Source organism: Mycobacterium basiliense, assembly GCF_900292015.1.
In the GTDB taxonomy this organism is placed as follows: domain Bacteria; phylum Actinomycetota; class Actinomycetes; order Mycobacteriales; family Mycobacteriaceae; genus Mycobacterium; species Mycobacterium basiliense.
This window is the reverse complement of the sequence record NZ_LR130759.1, coordinates 214,953-239,235: the sequence shown is the minus strand read 5'-3', so window position 1 is coordinate 239,235 and position 24,283 is coordinate 214,953. Positions and strand designations below refer to the sequence as shown.

Below are 24,283 nucleotides of genomic sequence, written 5' to 3'. Positions count from 1 at the left end.
CTAGCGATGCTTGCCAGTGCCCGCTACGGATGACCGCCCAGTGAGGCGGTAACCACCGCAATCGGCATCCGAGACACGTAGTGGTTCGCGCGCTCTTGCGGCGTCGGGTAGCGCGATGCACGCAACCTGTTTGACACCCGGTGGCCGGCACCCAACATCGAGCGACCTCCGGCCCCGGCGATACGGGAAATGCGCTGTGCAGCGATAAAAGTCATGATTTTCTCCTGCTGGAAGCCCGATCGACTTCCGCCATTTTGGAGGCGCCGAAGCTGACCCGGCCGCGCATACGGATTGGTGCGCAAGACAAATCGCGCACGGATCCAGCGAAGACCCGGAAACTTAGACAGCGGCAAAAATGCCGGAACAGGATCGGGACAAAACGGATTTCGGATAGGGACTGTCGCCCGGACTCATCTCGCCCTCACCTCCTCACGGCCAGGACACACGGGGGTGTCACTACATCACCTGCACGAAGGAGGCACGAACGCGCGGCAGCGAGCCGCCGAACGCACCCCTCTCGTTGGAGCTTCGGCACTGCACGGCGTATCCGGAACTTCTTCGGAAGCCACTTGGGCTCAACCCTTAGGCCGGGAAGAGCTGTCCTGACCCGGGGCGTCTCTCGACGTTCGGGGTCAGTGGCCTGTGTCCATGCAGACGCCTCACCTACCGAGGTGCTTGCAGAGTCCATGCTCGCATCAAGATCGCCCACTCGTCAAACGCCGGAGCAGCGATCGCATCACCCGGGGCGGCATTCACCGGCTATCGACAAGCGCACCTACCCATCAGTTGCCGAATCCGGCGGCCAACCACCCGAGCCGCCCGGAGCAGACATGGAGCAGACATGGAGCAGACACTGCCCCACCGACACCCCGGGTTCGGGGTCGCTTCGGTCGGGGGTGAAACGACCTCACGTCGGCCGCGGGTCCGCATTTGCTGCCGTTTCCCGTGCGTCAACCCGGGGCCCGGTTTTCTGCGCGGGGCCGCGCTGGTGTGGTTGGTCGCTCAGATAGCCTGCGTCGGCCGCCCGGCCGCGCGTCGGTGATCAAGGCAGCCGATGTCGGGCGGTATTGCCGAGCACCGCGGTGCGTCGGCCAGGAGTGTTCACCGCAAGCCGTCTGATCGCGGAGCGGCAAAATCTTATTCTCAGCGTGAGACGAAAATTGTTTCCCAGGCCATTGTCAGCACAGGTCGAGTCGTTTTCGTGAGACAGCGACAAGCCTGGTGATACGAAACCGACTTTCAACTTTTCACGATGCCTATAACTCTTTGACCTGCGGATATAGCCTCATCGACCGGGGGCTAAGGCTTTCCATAAACGGGTTATCTGGATGGTGCGGAATGTCGTTTGTCAGTGTGACCCCCGAGTTGTTGACGGTGGCGGCCTCAGATGTGGCGCGTATTACGACGTCGATCAGTGCGGCCAATTCGGCCACGGCGGTATCGACGACGGGGATGGTGGCCGCCGCCGAGGATGAGGTGTCGGTCGCGATCGCGGCGTTGTTCGGCACGTTCGGTCGGGAATATCAGGCGATCAGCAGTCAGCTGACGCGATTTCAGGACCAGTTCGCGCAGATGCTGGCCTCGGCGGGGACCCGGTATGGGGCCACCGAGGCTGCCGGGTTGGGCTCGCTGCAGAGTTTGCTGGACGGGCTCAACAACTCCACCGTGCCGATGCTGGGACGCCCGCTGGTCGGTAATGGTGCCGACGGGTCGGCCGGAACGGGTGCCGCGGGCGGGGCCGCGGGGTTGTTGATCGGCAACGGGGGTGCCGGTGGATCCGGGGCCGCAGGCCAGGCGGGCGGCGCGGGCGGGGCCGCAGGGTTGTGGGGTCTGGGCGGGGCCGGCGGTGCGGGCGGTACGGGTGCCGTTGGTGGTGCTGGCGGCGCCGGCGGGTGGCTGGTCGGCCGCGGAGGTGTCGGCGGCGCGGCCGGCGCCGGCGGTGTCGGCGGTGTGGGTGGTCAGGCCGGGCTGGTCGGGAGCGGCGGTGTGGGCGGTGTCGGCGCCGATGGGTCGGCCGGCGGGGCTGGGGGCCACGGCGGCTGGCTGTGGGGCAACGGCGGTGCCGGCGGGGCGGGCGGCACCATGAGCGTTGGTGGGGCCGGTGGTGATACGGGGCTGTTCGGCAACGGCGGTGCCGGTGGCGCGGGCGGGGCCCAAGGCGGCACCGGTGGAATCGGCGGCAACGCGAGATTGTTCGGCAACGGCGGCGCCGGCGGGGTGGGCGGGACGGATGGCGGGACCGGTGGAATCGGCGGTGACGCCGGGATGTTTGGCAACGGCGGCGCTGGCGGGGCCGGCGGAGCCGGTGCGGCCGGCTCCGCCGGTGCGTTGGTCGGTGATCCCGGCGAGGTGGGCGACCTTCCTGGCAGCGACGGCGGTCAGGGCGGCACCGGATCGGATGGCGGTATCGGCGGCGCCGGGGGCCTCGGCGGCCGCGGCGGGCACGGCGGCTGGCTCGTCGGCAATGGCGGCGCCGGCGGTGTGGGCGGTGCCGGCGGCATCGGCGGACACGGCGCGGCCGGGGGCAACGGTGGCGGCGGCGCTGGCGGTGCGGTCAATGCCGCGGCGACCGGCGGTACTGGCGGTATGGGCGGCGACGGCGGCGACGGCGGAGTGGGCGGCGCCGGTGGGCACGGCGGTGCCGGCGGCGCCGGCGGAACCGGTGGCCTGTTGGGTCATGCCGGACGAGCCGGCAGCGGTGGCGCCGGCGGCACCGGCGGGCTGGGCGGGGCGCCCGGTGACGGTGCGGTCGGCGGAGATGGTGGCAGCGGTCTTAGCGGTGGCGCCGGTGGCGCCGGCGGTCGGGGTGGTGACCCGGGCGCCGGTGGGGCCGGGGGCCAGGGCGGCGCCGCGGGCGGGGCGCGCGCCCACGACGGTGCGGCCGGTGGCGCCGGCGACGCCAACGGGCCCGGCACCGGCGGTGACGGCGGAGCGGGCGGTCACGGCGCCGCGGCCACCGCGCCGGGCGGTTCCGGCGGGAACGGCGGGGCGGGTGGGGATGGCGGCAGGGTCGGTGACGGCGGGGACGGCGGTAGCGGCGGCAATGGCATGGCCGGGGCCAGCGGTGATGACGGTACCTCGGCGGCCGTGACGGGTACCGATGGCGCTGACGGCGGCGCCGGAGGCGAGGGTGGTGCCGGCGGAGCTGGCGGAACCGTGGCCGGTAACGGCGGGGCCGGTGGGGCCGGCGGCAACGGAGCCAACGGCGGGGACGGCGGGAATGGCGCCACCGGCGTCAATGGTGCCGCGTTAGGCGCGGGCAAGTCCGGTCTGGACGGCGGTAACGGTGGTTCCGGCGGTGCCGGCGGGGCCGGCGGCGATGGCGGGTTCGGCGGCAGCGCGCGGGCGAGCGGGTACAGCGACGGTATCCGTGGCGCCGGCGGCAGCGGCGGGTCCGGCGGTGACGGTGGTGCCGCCGGCGACGGCGGCAACGGCGCAGACGCGGCCGAGAACTCAGGGCAGGCCGGCGGCGCTGGTGGACATGGCGGTGACCCCGGGGCGGGCGGCGCCGGAGGGGCCGCCGGCGCCGGTTCCAGCACCGGTGCCCACGGTGCGGATGGGCTCAGCTCCACCAGCGGCGGCAACGGCGGGGCCGGCGGTGACGGCGGCAGCGGCGGTTCCGGCAAAGCCGGGGGCGACGGCGGGAACGGCGGCAACGGCGGGTCTTACGGCAACGGCGGGGCCGGCGGTGACGGCGGCGGCGGCGGGCAGGGCGCAGCAGGGAAGGTGCCTGTCTTCGCCGGCGGTTCTGGTGGCAGCGGGGATTCGGGTGGCGCTGGCGGGGCCGGCGGCGCCGGCGGCATGGGTGGCGCCATAGCCGGCAGCGGTGGCTCCGGGGGCGCCGGCGGTGACGGTGGTGATGGCGGGAACGGCGCGAACGGGGCCACGGGTCCCGGCGGCAGTGTCAGCGCGGTCGGTGGCGGTGGGGATGGCGGGAACGGCGGGGACGGCGGGAACGGCGGAGCGGGTGGGGCCGGTGGCGCGGCCCAAGCGGCCAGCTACAGCACCGGAGTCGGCGGTGACGGCGGCGCCGGTGGAAGTGGCGGCACGGCCGGCAACGGAGGCGGTGGCGGCAGTGCCGCCCCAGGCTCCGGCACGGCCGGCGGCCGGGGCGGCGATGGCGGTGACCCCGGCCTCGGCGCGGACGGTGGCGCCGGGGGGGACGGCTCGACTCCGGGTGATTCGGGTGCGGCGGGAGCCAGCCCCACCAGCGGCGGCAACGGCGGCAACGGCGGCAACGGCGGCACCGGTGATACCGGAAAGGCCGGCGGCGACGGCGGGAACGGCGGCAACGGCGGACGCTACGGCAACGGCGGCAACGGCGGCAACGGCGGCAACGGGACCGTCGCCAGCGACGGGTCCGGGGGAGACGGCGGAGACGGCGGGGACGGCGGAGACGGCGGGGACGGCGGCGTCGGCGGGATCGGTGGAGACGGCGGCCGTGGCTCTGACGCCGCCGCGAGCACCGGGAAGGCCGGCGGCGACGGCGGGAACGGCGGTGAACCAGGTACCAGCGGCAAAGGTGCTGCTAACCCCACCAGCGGCGGCAACGGCGGCAACGGCGGCAACGGCGGCAGTGGCGCTCCCGGAGCCGACAGCAGCACCGGTAATGGCGAGCCCGGCGGTGACGGCGGCGCCGGCGGTGACGGCGGCCACGGCGGGGCGGTCGGCAACGGCGGAAACGGCGGCAACGGCGGCAACGGCGCAGCAGGCGGTGCGGGTGCCTCCGAAGTGAGCGCGTTCGAGTTTGGCGCGTCTGGCGGCGAAGGCGGTAGCGGCGGGGCCGGCGGTAGCGGTGGGAACGGCGGACTGCTGGCCGGCAACGGCGGCAACGGCGGCAACGGCGGGGCCGGCGCCAAGGGCGGCGGCGGCGGCGACGGCGGCGACGGCTTCAACGGCACCGGCACCGATTCCCTGGGCAACGGCATTAGCGGCGGGGCCGGCGGCAACGGCGGGGCCGGCGGCAACGGCGGGGCCGGTGGTAACGGCGGGGCCGCCGGCAAAGCGTGGGCGGCCTCGGGTCAGAACGGTAGCGCGGGCGCCGGCGGGATCGGTGGCGACGGCGGCAACGGCGGCACTCCCGGCAACGGCGGGAACGGGGCGAACGGTGCGGCGGGCACCTTGCCAAATCCTGAGGGCGGCGATGGCGGTGACGGCGGCAACGGGGGTACGGCCCTACGGGGCGGAGCCGGCGGGGCCGGCGGAACCGCTGGCAAGAGCGCCCTCGGCCTGCCCGGCCTGGCGGCGGCCTCGGGCAAGGCCGGCGCCGCAGCGGCCGGGGGGGCCGGCGGCAACGGCGGGGCCGGCGGGGGCAGCGGCTTCGGCTCCGGCGTCACCGCCGGCGACGGCGGTAGCGGCGGCAACGGCGGGGACGGCGTCACCGGCGGGACCGGCGGTGATGGCGGGGCCGGCGGTAGCGGCGGGGGGGTCGGCGGGGACGGCGGGCGCGGCGGCGACGGCGGGCGCGGCTATGTCGGTGCCGGTGGCGACGGGGGCGACGGCGGCGACGGCGGCGACGGCGCTGCTGGCCAGGCGCCTCCCTTCGGTGTCGGCGGTTTCAATGGTGGTAATGGCGGCGACGGCGGCTGGGGGGGTTCCGGTCGCCTCGACGGGCCAGGACTACCGAAATCCGGCGAGATCGGCGACCTGGGGATCAACGGCGGCCCGGGCAACTCCCAGGGTCCCGGCGGCAACGGCGGCGCCGGTGGTCAGGGCGGTAAAGGCGGTAACCCCGGCTAACGGTGCGTGAGCGCCGCGGGCGGGTGGGCAGTCAACGCTGGCTCATCGACTTCCCGGCGGCGCTCCGCGAGTGCCTGGGCCTAACCTCGGTGGTATGGCCAACGCGCTACAGGATCCCAAGATCGCAACAGCCCTGGACCGGATGTTCGCCAATGCCGCAAATCAGCGCCAGTTGCTGCGCGAGATGGGGGCGGAGTTCACTCGGTTGGCGTCGGCAAGCGCAGAAGAACGCGCCGATGCGCTCAGCACCTTCTACCTGCCGGTGACGCCGGAGGCCGGCCGGCTGCTGTATGCGCTGGTGCGTGCGGCGCGTCCAACGATCATCGTGGAATTTGGAATGTCGTTCGGCATTTCCACCATCCATCTGGCTGCGGCATTGCGGGACAACGGGAGTGGTCAAGTGTTCACCACCGAACTCAGCACCAGCAAGATTGCCGCCGCCACGCAGACGTTCGCCGAGACCGGGCTGAACCATCTGATCACCATTCTTCACGGAGATGCTCTTTCGACGCTGGCAACCCTGGACCAGCCGGTCAATTTTGTTCTGCTCGACGGCTGGAAAGAGCTGTATCTGCCGGTGATGGAGCTACTTGAACCCGCGCTGTCCCCCGGTGCGTTGATCATCGCCGACAACGCCGAAGCGTCGGGTACCCAACCGTATCTCGACTACGTGCGCAACCCGGACCATGGCTACGTCAGCTTCAACTTCCCGGCAAGACAAACCGACAGCATGGAAATCAGTTGCCGCACCGTCGTTTAGCGGCTAGCGCAATGACTCCTCTAGCCACGGTATTAACCACTTCACCCCTTCCGGAGTGAGATGGACGCCGTCGCTGCGAACTTGGATGCCGTCGACCTTGGCGGTATAGACGCCGTCCGGACACAGCTTCTTGTTCAGATCGATGATTCCGACGTTGGGATGCTCACTAACGGTCCTGCGTAGCATGGCATTCCATTGGTTCACCCGGTCCGGCTGATCCTCCGGAAACAAGCGACCATCCGGCTTCTCACCTGCCCGACTGTAGGGCACCGTGGCTACCATCACCCGAACACCGCTGGAGCCCACGATATTGAGCGCTCGCTGGAGTTCGAAGTTGAGATATCCGTCGAAGGTTGGGTCGCCGATGTGCGTCCACTTTCCCTCGTTGACCCGGTCCACGGTCTCCCAGCGGCCGATGATCAGCAGCGCGGTGTCCGGTTGGTCCTGGCTGATCTGGGTGGACCATCTGGTAGGCCAGGTGTCGCATTCCGATCGCTGCTCCAAAGTCTTGCCGGCATACCGATACGGCGTGCCGCGGACCAGGCTGCATCCGATGACGGTGTGGTCGATGAATCTGAATCCGGGCGTGGGCGGCAGGTAATGCATCATGGTCCAGCCGATCGAATCGCCAAACACCGAAACGGTGAAGGGCCGGTTCGGATCTCGCGGCCCAACGGCAGGTCCGACCTGGCTGGGTCCCGGCGGTGATGGCGAGATCGCCGCAACGGCGGAAACCCCGGGCGGCAGACCGACCTCGCGAAGACCGGGTCCGATGCCGACCGGCACCACCAGCATCGTCGCCGCAGCCGCGGTGGCGACGGTGGCCGCCGCCAGCGGCAACAGCGGTACCCGGGCCGGACGCCAACGCCGGATTGGTTGTTCTATCAACCACCATGATGCGGTGGCCACCACGATGGTGGCCGCGCACCGCACGCCGAACAGTCTCAGGCCGGTCCATCCGGTGCGTTCTCCGTTGAGCACCAGGAAGATCGGCCAATGCCACAGATAGACGCCGTAGGAGATGGTGCCCAACCACACCAACGGCCGGCAAGCCAGCAGGCGCGCCACCGCCCCACGCTGCTCGATGGCGACCGGGGCCACCACAAAGACGGCGGCAATCGCCACCGCGAGCAGCAAACCGCGCCGGAATTCACCGACGCTTCCGGTGGCAAAATGGGTCAACACCGCCAAGCCGGCCACACCGATCACTGGCAACGTGCGAGCGATTCGGCGTCCCCACCGAGTTCGAACGAGGCACCAGCCGCGGTTTAGCGACGGCCAATCCCGAACCAGCAGAGCCGCTGCCGCGGCACCGATGAGCAGCGCTTGCGCGCGAGTATCGGTACCGAAATAGATGCGGTCGCGCGTCGCGTCAGAGGTGAACACGATGGCCGCCGCGGCAGAAGCCAGCGCCCCCAGGGTGGCGATGACGAACGCGGCGAACCGAACGTGGCCCACGGTGGTCTTGGCGAAGTAGCGTCTGGCCCGGGCCGCCAACAACAACGTCACCGCGATCAACAGGAGTGGCCAGACGATGTAGTACTGCTCCTCCACGCCCAGCGACCAGGTGTGCTGCAGCGGTGAGGGTGGAGCGCCCTGGGTGAAGTAGTCGGTCTTTTGCGCCACAAACCGCCAGTTGGCCAGCCACGCGAAGGCGGCGATCGCATCATTGCGCAAGCCGGTAAGCGCCTGGTAAGGCAACAGCTCGCGGGCAGCAGCCACGGCCAGCACCATCAACACCAGGGCCGGCAGCAGGCGGCGCGCGCGGCGTACCCAGAAGCCGGCCAGGTCGATGCGACCGGTGCGGCCGAGCTCATCGAGTAGCAACGAGGTGATCAGGAACCCGCTGAGAACGAAAAAGACGTCGACGCCGATGAATCCGCCGGACATGCCGGGGATACCGCCATGTCCGGCAAGAACAAGCGCGACCGCTATCGCACGAAGTCCATCCAACGCCGGAATGCCGCTACGCCGCTCCGGCCGATCCCAGACGGCCAGCCGTCCCACCCTGCGCACCGGGGCCACCCACCGGCGCCGCGGCGCAGAACGCGCCCGCGCGGGGTGCCGCCCGCCCGGCTCAGCGCTCGCTGTTAACGCGCCCTGACCACCATGTCGCCCGGCGCCGTAGTTGCTGCCAATACGTCGCTGCCCCTCCTCTTGACCCCCGCAAGCTTAGATGCGGCGGTTGCGCAATCCGCGCAGACACGCGAGGCCAGACTGGCTAGGCCAATGCTTTCGGTCGCTGCTGGACTATTTCGGACCGGCGGGTTCAGCCTCGGCCGAGGTCAGTCCAAGTTCTTCCAGCACCTCTTCGGTATGTGCGCCCAGCGCCGGCGCGGGACCGGCGACTCTGCCCGGCGTTCGGGAAAACCAGGTCGGCACGCCTGGGAATCGCACCGGCCCCTGCGGGGTAGCCACGGTCTCAAAGAAACCCGCGGCGTTCAGGTGGCTGTCGTCGAACAATGCGGCGGGGCTGGACAGTGCCGACGCAGGTATTTCCAGCTCACCAAACAGCTCCAGCCATTCCGCGGTGGTGCGTTGTGCAATCGTTTCGGCCACCAACGCATACACGGTGTCGATCCGCTGAGCACGCCCCGCGAGCGTGGCGTACACATCACTGGCCCAAGGTGGTCGCACGGCATTGACAAATGCCGCCCAATGCTTGTCGTTGTAGATCAGCGCGGATACGTAGCCGTCACTGGTGCGGTATGGCCGCCGGTTGGGGGCAACCGTACGCGGATAGACCGCCGGACCCAGCGGCGGATCAAACATGGCGCCGTTGGCATGCTCCACCAGCATGAAGGCTGCCATCGTTTCAAACATGCCGATTTCCACTTCTTGCCCTTCACCACTGCGCTCGCGGTGAAACAGCGCCATCATCGTGGCGTAGAGCGCGGTCAGGCCGGCCACCTTGTCCGCCAGTATCGTTCCCACGTAATTGGCCTCGCCGGTCAGCTGTTCCTGCACGAACGGCAGCCCACAGGCCGCCTGAATGGTGTCGTCGTAAGCCGGTAGATCCCGGTTCGGACCCCGGCGGCCGTACCCGTAGCAGTTCGTGTAGACGATCGTCGGATTGATGGCAGCAACGTCGCCGTAGCTAAAGCCCAGCCGGGCAATCGCTTTGGACCGCATCGAATGGATGAAGACGTCGGCTTGTTCGATGAGCGCGCGCAGCGCAGTCTTTCCCGGCGCCGAACGCAGGTCGATGCTGACGGCCCGCTTGCCCCGGTTGACGTTGACGAACACCCCGCTCATGCCGGGGGCCGGCCCGACGGAGACATACCGGGTGTCATCGCCGCGCGGCGGTTCGATCTTGATCACGTCGGCACCCATGTCCGCCATGATCTGGGTGCAGTACGGGCCCATCACCATTGCGGTGAGATCCACCACGCGCACACCCGCCAGCGGCCCGGCCCCATCGCTAGGCATGGCCCACGCCGTCGCGGCTGGACGGTGCGGCCATGTCGAAGCTGTAGCGGACGTGGTCGGCATGACCATCAGGCACCACCGGGAACACCACCGGAGAGCCGACATCGCTGATGCCGTCCAGCTGTGCGCCAACATCCTCGATCGTCCACGACCGACGATGCATCCCGGGGGCTTCGGCGACAATCGCTCTGCCGACCCGCCCGGCAATGGCCACCAACATCTCGCCGGTGACCGAACACGATTCGTGCGCCAACCAGCCCACCACCGGTGCTACCACGTCGGTTCCCATCGGCGGGTAGGCGGATGTATCCAGGCCATCGGCCATTCTGGTTACGGCCGAGGGAATGATCACGTTGCACTGCACTCCTTCCGCCGCCCCTTCGAGCGCCACGACATTCGATAGGCCGATCAGCCCGGCCTTGGCAGCAGCGTAGTTCGCAATCCCACGATTGCCGTAGAGACCACCGATCGACGAGGCCAACACGATACGGCCGTAGCGCGCCCGGCACATGACCGGAAACGCGGGGCGAACCAGGTGGAATGCGCCTCGCAGGTGGACGTCGATGACCGAGTCGAAGTCCTGATAGCTCATCTGCTTCAGCGAGCCACGTCGCACATTGCCGGCATTATGGATGAGCACATCGATGCGCCCGTAATGCTCCAGCGCCGACCGCACAATCGCTTGCCCCCCGGCGGCCGTGGCCACCGACTCTCCGGATGCGACGGCCTCGCCACCCGCGGTCCTGATCTCGGCAACCACCCGATCCGCGGGCCCGGCGTCGACACCGTCGCCGGCCAGGTTGCCGCCGGTATCGTTGACGACGACCTTGGCGCCGCGCGCGGCCAGCAGCAGCGCGTAGGCGCGCCCCAGCCCGCGTCCGGCACCGGTTATCACCGCGACGCGATCATCGAATCTGAGTTCGGCCATCAATCACGATCCCAGCATGAGGCCAGCTAGATCGCCCTTGTTTCGCCACTGCGCCAACAGGTCACCGAACGCGTAGTAGCCCGGCCCATAGGGTTCGCCGAGGTGCGAGCGAATGCCCTCTCCCGCCGCCGGCCCCGCGCCACCGCCTTCGTTGTTGTAGTAACCAGGCGTACATTGCAAGTCGAACTGACTGTTGTCGATCGCGGTGTCTCGGATGGTCTGGCACCAATCGTCTTGGGCCTCTTGGGTGGGTTCCACCATTGTCGCTCCCCGGGCCAGCGCCTCGGCGATGATGTAAGCGATATGCTCGCCCTGCAGCTCGTAGTTGGCAGCAATATTCGCAGAGATCCCGACCTGAGTGAAACCGGTGAAGAACTGGTTGGGAAAACCATGGCTGGTGAATCCGTGAAATGTGCGGTAACCGTGGCGCCAATGGTCGAAGAGCGACCGGCCGTCCCGGCCTTCGATGGTGTCGATCGAGTACCGGCGGCTGACTTCGGTACTGATTTCGAAGCCGCTGGCGTAAATGATGCAGTCCACTTCGTACTCAACACCGTTGGCCACCAAACCCTTTGCGGTGGCTCGCTGCACGCCTTTGGTTCCAGACACGTCGACCAGGGTGACATTGGGCCGGTTGAAGGTCGGTAGGTAGTCGTCGTTGGTGCATGGCCGTTTACACAAGAATTGGTAGTAGGGCTTGAGCGCCTCGGCGGTGGCAGAGTCCGCCACGATGCTGTCGATGCGGCGCCGCAGCCGCTCCATGACTTTGAAGTCCTCTTCCTCCCGGATGACCGCAAACTGGTCGGGAGTCATCGAAGCCGGGTCCGGGAGCGCCAGCACCCGCGCGGCGGTGTTGCGGCCGAGTTCGGTCCAAAAATCGCAGACGTAGTCCGGCTGTCCCGGGGCCATACCCTCCATCGTCCAGGAGTGGAAATTGCGTTGCCGCTCCTGCTGCCAGCCCGGCCGCAGTGTTTTCACCCACTCGGGGTCGGTGGATGCGTTGTTGCGCGGGCCCACCGACGACGGTGTGCGCTGGAACACGTAGAGATGCTTGGCATACTCGCCCAGGTACGGCACGATCTGGACGGCGGTCGCGCCGGTGCCCACTACCGCGACGCGCTTGTCGCCGAGCTTGTCCAGACCGCCGGTGCTATCCCCGCCGGTATATTCGTAGTCCCAGCGCGAGCTGTGAAAGCTGTGGCCCTGGAAGTCCCTGATCCCCGGAATACCGGGTAGCTTCGGTCGGTGGAAGGGGCCCGAGGCCATGACAACGAAGCGCGCCCGAAGGTCATCGGCCCGGTCGGTGCCAACCCGCCAGCGCTTGATTGGCTCGTCCCACCGCAACGTTCGGACCTGGGTGGAAAAGATCGCGGAGTCGTAGAGGCCATAATGCTTTCCGATACGCCGGCAGTGCTCGTAGATCTCCGCCCCGTCGGCATACTTCTTACTCGGGACGTAGTTCAACTCTTCTAGAAGCGGTATGTAGCAATAGGATTCATTGTCACATTGCAGTCCCGGAAAGCGGTTCCAATACCAGACTCCACCGAAATCCCCGCCCAACTCGATGATTCGGACGTCGTCGACACCGGCCTTCTTCAGGTAGGCACCGGACAGCAGCCCGCCAAAGCCCCCGCCCAGCACCAAGACATCGATATCTGCCGAGATCGGGTCACGGACCAGCGGCGGCGAGTGCGGATCGGTTTCGTAAAACCCGGCAAAGTCATCCACGAGTTCGATGTATTGCTTGGACCCTTCTGGACGTAACCGCTTTTCGCGCTCCCGGCGGTATCTCTCCCGTAGTGCGGAGACGTCGATATCATCGGGGGTCGACGTCGGTGGGCAATCAGGGTCTGTCATTGCAGTCACGCCAGCGCATTCTCCGGCAGCGCCGCGGGGTGCAACGGTGCGTCCATCCGATGCACCGCCGGCAGCACCTCTTCGGCGAACAGCCGCGTGCTGGCCATCGCCTCCTCGTACGGCATGGTGCCGAACTGCGGGACCACGGTCAACTCGCTAAACGAGCATGCTTGCTGAGCCGCGCGCACCCGATTGAAGATCTCCTCCGGGGTCCCGATCAGCAGGTTGGACGCATGGTAGCCGGGCGTCCTGGTGGCGCCCTTGTTGTCACCGGTCACCGACGATGCCAGCACCGCAGTCGCGCTGGCCTCCCGCGCGGCGTAGGCCTCGTAACCCTGGACGCCCTTGAAGTTCGATGCATCGGCGAACCCATAGTGCACCGTGACGTCCCGGTTGGCCGTCCAGATCCATTCTTCGGACTTGGCGGCCGCTTCGGCGTTGGCGGTGCAGTACATGAACATCACATTCTTGGGCTGGCACGGCGCCAGGCCCTCTTCCTGTCGGAATATGTTGACCTGCTGCACTTCCCGACCAGCGTCTGCGATCGGCTTGTTACCTACGAAGAGCGGTACCATCCCGCGCCGAGCGAGAATTTCGAGCGACTCGGCGGTGGACGACGAACTGTAGATCCGGGAAAACAGGTCACGGCTTTGCGGTTCGGGGCGCAGCGACATTTCCGGCACGGTGAAGATCTCTCCTCGGTAGGAGAACCTTTCGCCACTGAGTGCCAGCTGCAGGATGTCGAGGGTCTCGTTGAAACGCTGCCTGCTTTCCTCTCGCGGGATCCCGACGGCCGCGAACTCGCCCTTCGATACCCCACGTCCGATCCCGATCGTCGAATATCGGCCACGGGAAAGGATGTCGAGGTAGGCAATCTGATGTGCCAGGCGGACCGGGTGCCACCACGGCGCGACAACGACAAAGGTGCCGAGGCTAACGCGGTCGGTACGTCCAGCGAAGTAGCTCAGCGCCTGAATTGGGTTGGGCGTCATGCCATACGGGGTCCCGCAATGCTCGGGCATCCAAATGCCGTCGAACCCCAGCGGTTCGGCCAGATCGGCAATCGCGAGCGTGGCCTGCACGCACTCGGAGTCCGGGGTCGCGGGCCGCTCGCCGAAGGCACCGGCCAGCACGCGGTCCCAGTCGTGGGAGTTGTGCGATCCAAAACCAAGATTGACTTTCATCGATCAAACTCCTGTGCAAGTTTGCGCGGCGCATCGGCGCCCAGGTAGGCCGCGAGATTTCGGTGCAGATTTGCCGTGCTGCGTTCCATGTAGGGATTGGGCTTGGGCCCAGAAAAGCCCAGGGACTTCATGCCCTGCTGGACCGCGGCCATGTTGGCGAAGTCCTGCGGCAACACCGTGCGCCAGCCCGGGTCATTCGGTGCCGCGTACACCCACTCGGTTTGTGGCTCTTCGCCTTTCGGATACAGCTCGTAGCATGCGGCTTCGAAGATGCATTCGTCCGGGTGGTAGCCGTGCGGGCGTGCGCTGTAGCACAAGGCGGTGGTCACCCCCTGCCCTATCTGGAAGTTTGGAAAAATCTGCCAGGCGGTGCCGCTGCTGGCCAGGTGTTCGGGATCGATGGTCGGCCAGATCACGCCACGGGCCGCATCGTCCCGTCGTGCCGAGGCGAGCCAGTGGTCGAGTACCTGGTCCGCGGGCGCGCCTTCGGGGACCTCGTCGACGAGTCGAAGCGCCGCATCCACCAGCGTCCTGGTGGTGGTGGCGTTGGTTTCCTCCAGGGTGTACAGCTGCATTTCCGCGGTCGACACCCGAGGGTCGGCGCCCGTGCCGAGGCGGATCTTCGACTTGGTCTCCTCCAGGTCCTCGGGGGCGTCGTAGCCGATGTTGCTGTGCTTGCCATGCGCGACGGCCCAGCCGCGGAAGTTCCCGAACTTGTTGAACTGAGGATGGGTGGTCGCCACATGGTAGGTCTCGTTGAAGGCCTCCATCGCCACCTTCCAGTTGCATTGGAAGTGCAGCCATTTTCGCCATTTGCAGCGCATGTCCTGCAGCTGGAACGGGTCGAGCATGGTGGCGGCGGGCTCAAGATAATCCCGCAGGGGCTCGGCGGCGGGATCCATGTTGATCCAGATCCAACCGCCCCAAGTGTCGACCCGTACGGGCGCGAGATGGGTGTTCTCCTGCGTCAGCGCGCCCTGCCAATCCGCGCTTTCCGGAATGTGGATGCAGTTGCCATGCCGGTCGTAGGTCCAGCCGTGGAACCCGCAGACAAACGACTTCTTTTGACCACAAGCATTTTTCGCTCCATGCGGGACGTCCACCAACCGGCGGCCGCGGTGCATGCACACGTTGTGGTGCGCTTTGAGTTCGTCGTGCGCTGTTCGCACCACCACAATCGAGTCGTCGAGAATGTCGTAGGTCAGGTAGCTGCCCACCTTGGGCAGGTCTTCGACGCGCCCCACTTGTTGCCATACCCTGCGCCACAGCTTGTCCCGCTCGGCGCGCGCATACTCCTCGGATATGTAGGCGTCGATCCCGAAGGTGACCGGTTCGGTCAACTCAAGACCATTGTGGGGCGCGTCCATCGCTTCCTCCCTTTGCCTTTTCTCGCCGCTGTGCCCTATTCCCAGCGCTTTACGGCCGCACGGAACGACTCGTCTTTCAGGAACAATGAAATGTTGTCGGCATCTAGATGCCCCCACTTGAGGTTCAGACCGCCGTCGACCAGCAGCGTTTGCCCGGTGATGTAGCTCGAAAGGTCGGATAGCAGGAAGAGGATGGCGCCCGCCACCTCTTCGGAACGACCCCGACGTCCCATCGCGATGGCGTGGCGATCGCGCTCGGGGTCAACGTCGGTGTATGCGCGCGACGCAGGTGTTTCGGTCACTCCGGGTGCCACCGCATTGACCCGGATAGCGGTTCCGGTTTCGTCACAGGCAAGTTCGAGGGCCATGGTGCGTGTCGCCGCGACAATGGCGGCCTTGGCCGTTCCGTAGGCGATATGGAACGGCGCGGTGTTCATCCCACTGATCGACGACAGCGAAACAATGGAACCGGGCCGGTTGCGGCTCTTCAGTTCCGCGGCCACCGCCTGGCTCATGAAGAACATCGTCTCCAGGTTTCGGGTGAATAGCTCATGCCAGTCGTGGCGCGCCACCCGAGTCGACGGCATCCAGGTCGATGGATCGGCGCCGCCGACGACATTGACCAAGCCATGCAACTCGCCGTCGGTGCGCCGCACCGCGTCCAACGTGGTGTTGATGCCGTCCGCGGTGGCGACGTCGGCCGCCACCGCCACTACCGACAGTCCCTCGTCCAGCAAGGGGCCCAGGTACCGGCCGAGGTTGTCCGTGCCACGGCTCACCGCGACCACCGTCGCTCCCGCTCGAGCGACCATGCGCGTCACGGCGGTGCCGATACCGCCGCCCGCCGCACCGGCGACCACAACGATGCGGCCATGCAGACTCAGGAGATCCCGTTTCATTCGGGTATCAGATAATTGTCCGGACATAATAATGGCATGCACTCATTGGAGAGTATGATTCTCTTTCGATAGGCTGCGCGTCAAGGGCGCAGGCGTAACAACCGCACGCTATTGTCTGGACCACAGATCGATTGCTATCGTCCGAGCAGTGCTAGCCGGAACCGGATTGTCACAACCCAGTGGCCGCTTCCCAGGCCGTTCCCAGGGCCGCTACCTCGCCAAGCGGTCACCCAACGTTGCCGAAGGCTGGAGTTTGGCCCGGCTCACCCCACCCAGCAGGCTGTTCGGCGCCAACGGGTTACGCACCGGTCCGGACGGCCGGGTCTACATCGCTCAGGTGACCGGCAGCCAGATCAGCGCGCTCAACGTGTTGTCCGGAACTCTCGAGACCATCACCGCCAGGGGTGGCGAGATCACCGCGCCCGACGACGTGGCCTTCGACTCCGCCGGCAACCTGTACGCGACCGAGGTGATGGACGGCCGGGTCAGCGTACGCAACCCTGCCGGCCACACCCGGGTGCTCCGAGATGACTTGCCATCCGCGAACGGGATCACCGTCCATCGGGATCGGCTGTTTGTCGGTGAATGCCGCGACGGCGGGCGCCTGCTGGAGCTCGATCTCAACGGTGGCCCGCCACAGGTGCTGCTGGACAACGTACCGTCACCCAACGCCATGGAGGTCGGACCCGATGGCCTGTTGTACTTCCCGGTGATGGGCGCCAACGAGATCTGGCGCATCGATCCCCAGGGCGGTGTCCCGGAATGCGTGGCCGGCGATCTCGGCGTTCCCGACGCGGTGAAGTTCGATTCCCGGGGCTACCTGGTGACGACCCAGGTGCACAGCGGCCAGGTGCTGCGAATCGATCCCCGCACCGGGGACCGAAAGGTGCTCGCGACCCTCAGCCCTGGCCTGGACAACCTCGCCTTTCTGGGCGAGCGGTTGTTCGTGTCCCATTTCACCGGCCAGATCACCGAGATCCTTGGCGACAACCAGACCCGGACCCTGCTGCCGGGCGGGTTGAATTGGCCGCTGGATCTGACGGTCGATGCGGCCGGAACCCTATATATCGCCGACGGCACCTTCCTGTACGCGCTGCTCGGCGACGGCACGCTACGTACAGCCGGAATGTTGTTCAGTGCCGGGTATCCCGGTTTCCTTCGCGGTCTGGCCGCCGTCGGCACCGGCGAGTTCGTGGTTACCACCTCCACTGGGGAGGTGGCCCGATACCGACCGGAATACGGCGAAAGTGAAGTGCTGGCACAGGGTTTCGACCAGCTGTACGGCGTGGCGGTGGCTTCGTCGGGCGCGGCGAGCGACAGCGTAGTGGTGGCCGAACTCGGCGCCGGACGGGTGCTGGCTATCGACCACGGCCGCGTTGAGATTCTGGCGGCCGGCCTCAACGATCCGGTCGGTGTGGCGATCGCGCCGGACGGGGCCTACCTGGCTTCCGAGGCCGGTGCCGGACGGCTGGTCAAGCTGGACGGCACCGGTACGGTGGCGGATGGATTGCAGCGACCCCAGGGCATTGTTGTGCTCGCCGGGCAGGTCTACGTCGTCGACGCGGGCGCAAAGGAACTGATCTCGATCGACCTGGACAGCGGCGCCCGATGCACCATCGCCAGCGACCTTCCGGTCGGAACACCACCCGGCGTCGTGCCCAAACCGCTGCGCGGGATGCCGCCGTTCTCCGGGCCGCAGGGACCGTTCGCCGGCCTCACCGCCGGGCCGGACGGCACGTTGTATGTGTCTGCCGACGCCGACGGCAGCGTGTTGGCGCTGCACCGGGAATCATGAAGGGCCAAAGCCTGTGTCCGAGTCGAATGCGATCGATCACCGCTATCTTCAAGTCGCACGCACCCTGCGCAAAGAGATTGTCGACGGCGTCTATCCGGTGGGGTCGCAATTGCCGACCGAGCATCAACTGTGCGAGCGATTTGCAGTCAGCCGCTATACCATTCGAGAGGCATTACGACGCCTGCGTGAAGACAACTTGGTGTCCTCGCGCCCACGGACCGGCACGCTGGTTGTGCCACGACCATCGTCGGAGTCCTACGTCCAGCACGTCATGTCGATCAACGACCTGCTGGCCTTTGCATCCGGCACCCGATTCGCCATCAAAACCATAACCATGGTCACCATCGACGACGAGTTGGCCGCCCAAACCGGGCTGGCCAGCGGCGAACAGTGGCTAGCGGTCCGCGGCTTTCGACAGGCCGATGACGCCGGGCCGGCCCTGTGTCGCACCGTGTACTACATCAACCGTGCATTCGCGGCGGTCGGAAGGTTGCTCCAGCGACACGACGGCCCCATCTTTCCCTTGATCGAGGACCTATTCGGGCTCAGCATCGTTGAGGTTCAACAGGAAATTGCCGCAGTGCTCATCTCACCGGCAGTAGCCAAGGGCCTCGACGTCGAGCCCGGCACGCCGGCACTGCAGGTGCAACGCACCTATACCACCTCCGACGGGCAGGTCGCCCAGGTCACCCTCAATACCCATCCGGCGTCCCGGTTCCGTCACTCGATGACGATGCGGCGAGTACGTAGTTAAGCTGAGCCTTCTGGTGAGACTAACGATAGGCGCCAACGGTATTCGGCACGGGGCATTTCATCGGCCTCTTCGCCCGCCGGGTAGTGGGCAATAGGCGGCGCGATGTCGTGGCGTCGGGACCGAAGGCTGATCAACGGCCACTGGGTTCGTTGGGACGAGGAACGTGCCGCCGACGCGTACGCGCGCGGCTGGTGGGTCCGCCAGACGCTGGTCGATTCGCTACGTGCGGCCGCCCAGCGAACTCCGCACCGCGCTGCGCTCGTCGACGCCGATCGCCGGCTGGATTGCCAAAGTCTCTGTGCGCAAGCAACCGCGCTGGCGCACGCTCTGCAGGCCCGCATGCCCGCCGGAAGCGTGGTGACATTCATGCTGCCGAACTGGCATGAAGCCGCGGTGATCTATCTGGGCGCAACCCTGGCAGGCATGGTGGCCAATCCTGTCCTACCGTCGCTACGGGAGCATGAACTGCGTTTCATCCTCGACGATGCGAACAGCCGCGTCATTTTTATCCCGTCGGTTTTCCGCCACCATGACTACACCACAATGTTGACGCGGCTGGTCGCCCTGATGGAGTCACCGCCGGATATCGTTGTGGTTAGAGGAAATTCGGAAGTTGGCGGGTTCTTGATACCGTTCGAGTCGCTGCTCGCCAATCGCTCGACCCCCGACCGACTACCCACGCTAGATCCCGATGCCGTACGAATGCTGCTTTACACATCCGGGACTACCGGGCGGCCCAAAGGTGTTTTGCACAGCCACAACTCCATCCACGCCCTGAGCTGTCAGATCCGCGAACACTGGCCGGTCGAGCCGGGCGATGTGTTCCTGGTTGCATCACCGATCGCCCATATCGGCGGCTCCATCTACGCATTCGAGTGCCCGCTGTTGCTGGGGACAACCGCCGTGCTGATGGACAGTTGGGACGCCGACCGCGCGGTGCAACTCATGCAGACCCAGCGATGCACCCATATGGCCGGAGCAACGCCGTTTCTAGAACAGTTGCTGGCGGCCGCGCAGCGCGCCGAGACCCGCTTGCCGTACCTCAAGCTGTTCGTCTGTGGCGGTGCATCCGTGTCGCCACCGCTGATACACCGAGCGGCCAGGTATTTCGACGGTGCGGTCATCACTCGCGTCTACGGATCGACCGAAGTTCCGGTCACCACGATCGGGGCGCCGGACAAGGCAGACCACGCCGCAGGCACCGACGGCCGTGTCGGCATGGCCGAGGTGAAACTGGTCGGCGGAGAAATTCGGGTGCGGGGGCCGCAAATGCTGGTGGGCTACCGTCATCATGAAGATGAGGCCGCCGCCTTCGACGCTGACGGCTATTTTCGTACCGGCGACCTGGCGCGCTGGGTAGACGGTGAATACCTGGTGGTCACCGGGCGAGTCAAAGACGTCATCGTTCGCAACGGGGAGAACATCTCGCCCAAGGAGATCGAGGACCTCTTGGCCGGCCACCCCGGCATCGCCGAGATCGCTGTCGTTGGGCTGCCCGACATCACGACGGGAGAGCGGGCGTGCGCTGTGGTCGTGCCTACGTCCGCACCCGGGCCAGACCTTGCCAGCTTGGGCAGCTTCCTGCGGGCGGCCGGACTGGCGCGGTTCAAAATCCCCGAGCAAGTGGTGTTCTGGGACGCGCTGCCCAAGAACGACGCGGGGAAGATTGTGAAGCACCAGATCAGGGCGGCGCTTTTGGAGGTTGAGCGGTGACATGCAGGTAGCGATCATCACCGGGGCGACCGGCGGAATCGGGTTCGGTTGCACGACAAAGCTCGCCGAGATGGGTATGGCGGTATTGGCGACGGGACGCAACGCACACAGACTTGCCGAGCTGGCACGGCTGATCGATGACCCCGATCGGGTGGCCACCCAAGCCCTCGATCTCACCAAAGACGACGCGCCCATGCGGATCGTGGACACCGCCGTCGAACGCTGGGGCCGGATCGATTTTCTGATCAACAGCGCCGGCATCGGTAGCCCCAAGCCGCTGCACGAGACCGACGACGAATCGCTGGACCACGTGTTGAGTTTGATGTTGCGGGCGCCGTTTCGCCTGACCCGGGAAGTGTTGCCGCACCTGCGGCCCGGTTCGGCGATCATCAACATCACCTCGACGTTTGCCGTGGTGGGCGGGCTTCGGGGCGGCGCCTACTCGGCCGCCAAGGGCGGACTCACCGCGCTGACCACGCACCTTGCCTGCCAATACGGTGCGCAGGGCGTCCGCTGCAACGCGGTGGCTCCCGGGGTCATTCAGACGGCAATGACCGAGCATCGGTTTGCCGATGAGCGGTTCCGGCGGATCAACGCCGAGATGACCCCGCATCAGCGGTTGGGCACGGTCGAGGACGTCGCGAGCACCGTGGCGTTCTTGTGTTCGCCGGGCGGCGCATTCATCAATGGCCAGACCATCGTCGTCGATGGCGGTTGGAGCTCCACGAGATACCTGTCCGATTTCGCGTTGACATCGGAGTGGAAGGCCGCTCAACCCGATTCGAAGTGACGCCGGATTCCGGCCAGCATCGCGACGTGCGCTTGGACGGCCTCGCGGATGGTGAGCGCGGCCACTGGCCGTGGCGCGGCGATGCGGATACGCTCGGTCACCCTGGTGCCGCCGGCGATCGGCGCGAAGGATACCGTTCCGCGGAGCCGCACCCCGGGGGATTGATCGGCCTCGGTGGTCACGTCACCCTCCGCGGGGACATACAGCCGCGCTCGGTAGGTTGCCGGTAGGGTAAACGGCCCCAGCGGAATTCGATCTTTCACCCGAGCGGTGCGCCAGGAGCCGTCCGGGGTTTCCCCGACGGACAGTACCTGTACCGCCTCGATGAGCGGGTGCACCAGCTTGATGTTGTCCAGGTCCACATAGAAATCGCGGACCCGGCCCGGAGGCGCGGGCACGTCTTCGGTCAGCGTGCGCTCGGCGTGCGCGATCCACCAGCTCATGCCCGCCAACCTAACCCGGCGGCGAACTCACCGCCGACGCACATCGGCCTCGCTTGATCTCACAGATGCCCGCCGAACAACGCGAGTAGATCGCTCGTGCGCCACCAAATCAGCACGCAGAACACGCATAAGACGGTGACCGTGACCGTAGCTTGAATCGGGTTCCGCCGTTGCTTGGGCGAGTAGACGTAGGCCCCGGCGACCAGGGCGCCTGTCACCAACCCGCCGATGTGGCCCTGCCAGCTGATCGTCGGGGCGACCACCGTGAACACCAGGTTGATCACGATCAGGGCGACGACCCAACGCACGTCGAGATTGAGCCGCCGTGCCACCACGAACGTGGCACCGAAAAGACCGAATATGGCCCCCGACGCCCCGGCCGTTGCCGTATTAAGAGGCGCGATCAAATAGACCAGCACCGAACCACCCAGCGCGCTCAGCGCATACAGCGCACCGAACCGCAGCCGGCCCAGCCACATCTCCAGCGGCGGGCCCACGATGTACAGCGCCCACATGTTCAACAGCAGGTGCAAGACGCCGTAGTGCATGAACGCGGATGTGACCAACCGGTACAGCTGGCCATCGGCAACCGCCGGCGGCCACAGGGTGAGCTGGCTCGCCAGGCCTCTGGTTGTCAGCTGCAGCAGGAAAGCCAGCACGTTCACCGCGATGAGCGCATTGGTGACCGCCGGGGTGCTCGACCGCTGCCGCCCGCCGAATTGCGTGCGGGGCTGTCGGACCGTCCGAGCACCGGCTCGCACACATTCGACACATTGATGACCGACCGGGCCCGCACGCATGCAGTCCCCGCAGATATACCGATCGCAGCGAGTGCACCGCACGTAGGTCAGGCGCCCGGGATGCCGATAGCAGGCGGGCGACTCCGGTGCGCTGGGCTCAGTCATCGCACCATTGTTGCCTGTGCCGCCGAGCGGGGTGCATACCCGCTGGGGGTTGGATCGAATCCGCTCAGCTGGGCCCAGCGGTGCCGTCGACGCCAATTAGCGAACCACCCTGACCGCCGATGCCGCCGGTGCCGCCGAAGATGCCGGGGCCACCGTCGCCACCGTTCCCGATCAGCCGGGCGTTGCCGCCGTTGCCGCCGCTGGCCGCGGAGACCAGGCTGGTGCCCGCCGCTCCGCCGGTACCGCCATTGCCGATGAGCGCGCCGGTGCCACCGTCACCCCCGTTGCCGCCGGGATTGCCGGCGCCGGCGCCGGTGCCGCCATTGCCGCCGGTCCCGCCGTTGCCGAACAGGCCGATGGCGTCGCCACCCCGGCCGCCGGCGCCGGTGACGCCACCCGCACCACCAGCGCCACCCGCACCGCCGTTGCCGATGACCAAGCCCCCATTGCCACCCACACCCCCCGCCGAGGAAATTCCGCCGTTGCCGAACTGGCCGTTACCGCCGGCGCCACCGTTGCCGAAGAACCCCGCATCACCACCATTGCCCGCCGCCCCAGCGTTGGCCAGCGCATAGCCGGCGCCGCCCTCCCCGCCGGCACCACCGCCACCGAATATCCCGCCCCTGCCGCCGTCGCCGCCGTCGCCACCGGTCACGTTGACACCTACGCCGCCGGCCCCGCCGCGTCCGCCGTCACCGAACAGCCCGGCATTGCCGCCGTGCCCACCGTCACCGCCGCTGTTACCGCCGATGCCCCCCACCCCGCCGGTGCCGGCGAAGCCCAGCAGCCCGGCGTTGCCCCCGGTCCCGCCGTTGCCGCCATCGACGGTGGCAGCCTGGCCGATCCCACCACCGCCGCCGCTGCCGCCGTTACCGAACAACCCGACGGCGTTGCCGCCAACACCGCCCAACCCGCCACTGGTGACGGTGCCGACCCCACCGGAGCCGCCGAGGCCACCGTTGCCGAACAGCCACCCGCCGGCGCCACCCGCACCGCCCGCGGCGCCAATGGCACCCGGCCCCCCGGCGCCACCGGCGCCGCCGTTGCCGACCAACCCCGCGGCACCGCCGTCGCCGCCGGCCTGACCCACGGCACCGGACCCGCCGTTGCCGCCGTTGCCGTACAACAAACCGCCCGCCCCGCCGTCTTGCCCGGTATTGGGCAAACCATTGGCACCGTCACCGATAAGCGGGCGGCCCAGCAGGGCCTGGGTGGGCGCATTCACCGCGGCGAGCAGGTTTTGCTCCACGGTCTGCACGATTTGTAGGGGCGAGGCGTTAGCCGCTTCGGCCGCCGCATAGGAACCCGCGCCGGCGTTGAGCATGCCGACAAATTGTTCGTGGAATGCCAGCGCCTGGGCGCTCAATGATTGATATGCCTGCGCGTGGGCATCGAAGAGCGCCGCAATCACCGTCGATACCTCGTCCGCGCCCGCCGCCAATACGCCCACGGTGGGGGCGGCCGCCGCCGCATTCGCGGCGGCGAGTACCGACTGAACCCCGGTTAGATCCGTTGCCGCGGCGGCCACCAACTCCGGCGTTGCGAAAACGTACGACATCTGCGACCTCCACCGCCCGCGGCCACCGGGAATTATGTCCGGCCATAATCCCGCCACCATCTACCTGGCTTGACCTGGCTTGACCTGGCTTGACCTGGCTTGATCTGGCTTGATCTGGCTTGAACTCGCCGCATTAGTTAGCGTACGGCGGTTTTAGAGCAC

The 24,283-nt window shown here is 67.3% G+C and carries 17 protein-coding genes and 1 riboswitch; of the genes, 6 read left to right on the top strand and 11 right to left on the bottom strand.

The window, feature by feature from the left end; translation table 11 throughout:
• Positions 1 to 23 precede the first annotated feature (23 nt).
• Positions 24 to 215, bottom strand: coding sequence for a hypothetical protein (locus MB901379_RS01115; protein ID WP_158014927.1), 192 nt, complete (start codon positions 213 to 215; stop codon positions 24 to 26).
• Between the two features lie 290 nt (positions 216 to 505).
• Positions 506 to 678: riboswitch (M-box (ykoK) riboswitch) on the bottom strand.
• Between the two features lie 660 nt (positions 679 to 1,338).
• On the opposite strand from MB901379_RS01115, the gene MB901379_RS01110 reads away from it, so the two are divergent.
• Both MB901379_RS01110 and MB901379_RS01105 read left to right on the top strand, forming a co-directional pair.
• The gene (locus tag MB901379_RS01110; protein WP_158014926.1) at positions 1,339 to 5,739 is read left to right on the top strand and encodes a PE family protein; all 4,401 of its coding nucleotides are present in this window, start codon (positions 1,339 to 1,341) and stop codon (positions 5,737 to 5,739) included.
• A gap of 94 nt (positions 5,740 to 5,833) precedes the next feature.
• Positions 5,834 to 6,499: an O-methyltransferase gene (locus MB901379_RS01105; protein WP_158014925.1), complete on the top strand. Its 666-nt coding sequence runs from the start codon at positions 5,834 to 5,836 to the stop codon at positions 6,497 to 6,499.
• 3 nt (positions 6,500 to 6,502) lie between these two features.
• On the opposite strand, the gene MB901379_RS01100 is transcribed toward MB901379_RS01105, so the two are convergent.
• From MB901379_RS01100 to MB901379_RS01070, 7 genes are all read right to left on the bottom strand, one after another.
• Positions 6,503 to 8,515, bottom strand: coding sequence for an acyltransferase family protein (locus tag MB901379_RS01100; protein WP_158014924.1), 2,013 nt, complete (start codon positions 8,513 to 8,515; stop codon positions 6,503 to 6,505).
• A gap of 234 nt (positions 8,516 to 8,749) precedes the next feature.
• Entirely contained in the window at positions 8,750 to 9,928 is a 1,179-nt protein-coding gene (locus MB901379_RS01095; protein WP_158014923.1) for a CaiB/BaiF CoA transferase family protein, read from the bottom strand.
• Positions 9,921 to 10,856, bottom strand: coding sequence for an SDR family NAD(P)-dependent oxidoreductase (locus MB901379_RS01090; protein ID WP_158014922.1), 936 nt, complete (start codon positions 10,854 to 10,856; stop codon positions 9,921 to 9,923). The genes MB901379_RS01095 and MB901379_RS01090 overlap by 8 nt, the downstream gene beginning before the upstream one ends.
• Before the next feature lie 3 nt (positions 10,857 to 10,859).
• Entirely contained in the window at positions 10,860 to 12,713 is a 1,854-nt protein-coding gene (locus MB901379_RS01085) for a flavin-containing monooxygenase (RefSeq protein ID WP_158014921.1), read from the bottom strand.
• Positions 12,714 to 12,718: 5 nt separating this feature from the next.
• Positions 12,719 to 13,897 (bottom strand): LLM class flavin-dependent oxidoreductase, encoded by a 1,179-nt coding sequence (locus tag MB901379_RS01080; RefSeq protein WP_158014920.1) that lies wholly within the window; start codon positions 13,895 to 13,897, stop codon positions 12,719 to 12,721.
• Entirely contained in the window at positions 13,894 to 15,264 is a 1,371-nt protein-coding gene (locus MB901379_RS01075; RefSeq protein ID WP_158014919.1) for an aromatic ring-hydroxylating oxygenase subunit alpha, read from the bottom strand. The genes MB901379_RS01080 and MB901379_RS01075 overlap by 4 nt, the downstream gene beginning before the upstream one ends.
• A 35-nt stretch (positions 15,265 to 15,299) precedes the next feature.
• The gene (locus tag MB901379_RS01070; protein ID WP_158014918.1) at positions 15,300 to 16,163 is read right to left on the bottom strand and encodes an SDR family NAD(P)-dependent oxidoreductase; all 864 of its coding nucleotides are present in this window, start codon (positions 16,161 to 16,163) and stop codon (positions 15,300 to 15,302) included.
• Positions 16,164 to 16,416: 253 nt separating this feature from the next.
• Here MB901379_RS01070 and MB901379_RS01065 point away from each other — a divergent pair, with 253 nt between their 5' ends.
• The 4 genes from MB901379_RS01065 to MB901379_RS01050 all read left to right on the top strand — a co-directional run bounded on the left by MB901379_RS01065 (position 16,417) and on the right by MB901379_RS01050 (position 21,215).
• Complete coding sequence (locus MB901379_RS01065; protein WP_408632345.1) at positions 16,417 to 17,958, top strand: Vgb family protein; 1,542 nt, start codon at positions 16,417 to 16,419, stop codon at positions 17,956 to 17,958.
• 13 nt (positions 17,959 to 17,971) lie between these two features.
• The gene (locus MB901379_RS01060; protein WP_158014917.1) at positions 17,972 to 18,712 is read left to right on the top strand and encodes a GntR family transcriptional regulator; all 741 of its coding nucleotides are present in this window, start codon (positions 17,972 to 17,974) and stop codon (positions 18,710 to 18,712) included.
• Positions 18,713 to 18,814: 102 nt separating this feature from the next.
• Complete coding sequence (locus MB901379_RS01055) at positions 18,815 to 20,425, top strand: AMP-binding protein (protein WP_158014916.1); 1,611 nt, start codon at positions 18,815 to 18,817, stop codon at positions 20,423 to 20,425.
• A 1-nt stretch (position 20,426) separates the two neighbouring features.
• Positions 20,427 to 21,215, top strand: a complete 789-nt coding sequence (locus MB901379_RS01050) for an SDR family NAD(P)-dependent oxidoreductase (protein ID WP_158014915.1) — start codon at positions 20,427 to 20,429, stop codon at positions 21,213 to 21,215.
• On the opposite strand, the gene MB901379_RS01045 is transcribed toward MB901379_RS01050, so the two are convergent.
• From MB901379_RS01045 to MB901379_RS01035, 3 genes are all read right to left on the bottom strand, one after another.
• The gene (locus MB901379_RS01045) at positions 21,197 to 21,658 is read right to left on the bottom strand and encodes an SRPBCC family protein (RefSeq protein ID WP_158014914.1); all 462 of its coding nucleotides are present in this window, start codon (positions 21,656 to 21,658) and stop codon (positions 21,197 to 21,199) included. The two genes, MB901379_RS01050 and MB901379_RS01045, sit on opposite strands and share 19 nt — an antisense overlap.
• 59 nt (positions 21,659 to 21,717) lie before the next feature.
• A complete protein-coding gene (locus MB901379_RS01040) occupies positions 21,718 to 22,563 on the bottom strand; it encodes a rhomboid family intramembrane serine protease (RefSeq protein ID WP_174236960.1) in 846 nt (281 codons plus the stop codon).
• A gap of 64 nt (positions 22,564 to 22,627) precedes the next feature.
• Complete coding sequence (locus MB901379_RS01035; protein WP_158014913.1) at positions 22,628 to 24,121, bottom strand: PE family protein; 1,494 nt, start codon at positions 24,119 to 24,121, stop codon at positions 22,628 to 22,630.
• Between the last annotated feature and the right edge of the window lie 162 nt (positions 24,122 to 24,283).

Bases quoted from the DNA above. Each gene is read 5' to 3' on its own strand.
- MB901379_RS01070 (WP_158014918.1), bottom strand. From the start codon at position 16,163: ATGAAACGGGATCTCCTGAGTCTGCATGGCCGCATCGTTGTGGTCGCC.
- MB901379_RS01035 (WP_158014913.1), bottom strand. From the start codon at position 24,121: ATGTCGTACGTTTTCGCAACGCCGGAGTTGGTGGCCGCCGCGGCAACG.
- MB901379_RS01050 (WP_158014915.1), top strand. From the start codon at position 20,427: ATGCAGGTAGCGATCATCACCGGGGCGACCGGCGGAATCGGGTTCGGT.
- MB901379_RS01055 (WP_158014916.1), top strand. From the start codon at position 18,815: ATGTCGTGGCGTCGGGACCGAAGGCTGATCAACGGCCACTGGGTTCGT.
- MB901379_RS01040 (WP_174236960.1), bottom strand. From the start codon at position 22,563: ATGACTGAGCCCAGCGCACCGGAGTCGCCCGCCTGCTATCGGCATCCC.
- MB901379_RS01085 (WP_158014921.1), bottom strand. From the start codon at position 12,713: ATGACAGACCCTGATTGCCCACCGACGTCGACCCCCGATGATATCGAC.
- MB901379_RS01095 (WP_158014923.1), bottom strand. From the start codon at position 9,928: ATGCCTAGCGATGGGGCCGGGCCGCTGGCGGGTGTGCGCGTGGTGGAT.
- MB901379_RS01090 (WP_158014922.1), bottom strand. From the start codon at position 10,856: ATGGCCGAACTCAGATTCGATGATCGCGTCGCGGTGATAACCGGTGCC.
- MB901379_RS01115 (WP_158014927.1), bottom strand. From the start codon at position 215: ATGACTTTTATCGCTGCACAGCGCATTTCCCGTATCGCCGGGGCCGGA.
- MB901379_RS01110 (WP_158014926.1), top strand. From the start codon at position 1,339: ATGTCGTTTGTCAGTGTGACCCCCGAGTTGTTGACGGTGGCGGCCTCA.
- MB901379_RS01075 (WP_158014919.1), bottom strand. From the start codon at position 15,264: ATGGACGCGCCCCACAATGGTCTTGAGTTGACCGAACCGGTCACCTTC.
- MB901379_RS01045 (WP_158014914.1), bottom strand. From the start codon at position 21,658: ATGAGCTGGTGGATCGCGCACGCCGAGCGCACGCTGACCGAAGACGTG.
- MB901379_RS01080 (WP_158014920.1), bottom strand. From the start codon at position 13,897: ATGAAAGTCAATCTTGGTTTTGGATCGCACAACTCCCACGACTGGGAC.
- MB901379_RS01105 (WP_158014925.1), top strand. From the start codon at position 5,834: ATGGCCAACGCGCTACAGGATCCCAAGATCGCAACAGCCCTGGACCGG.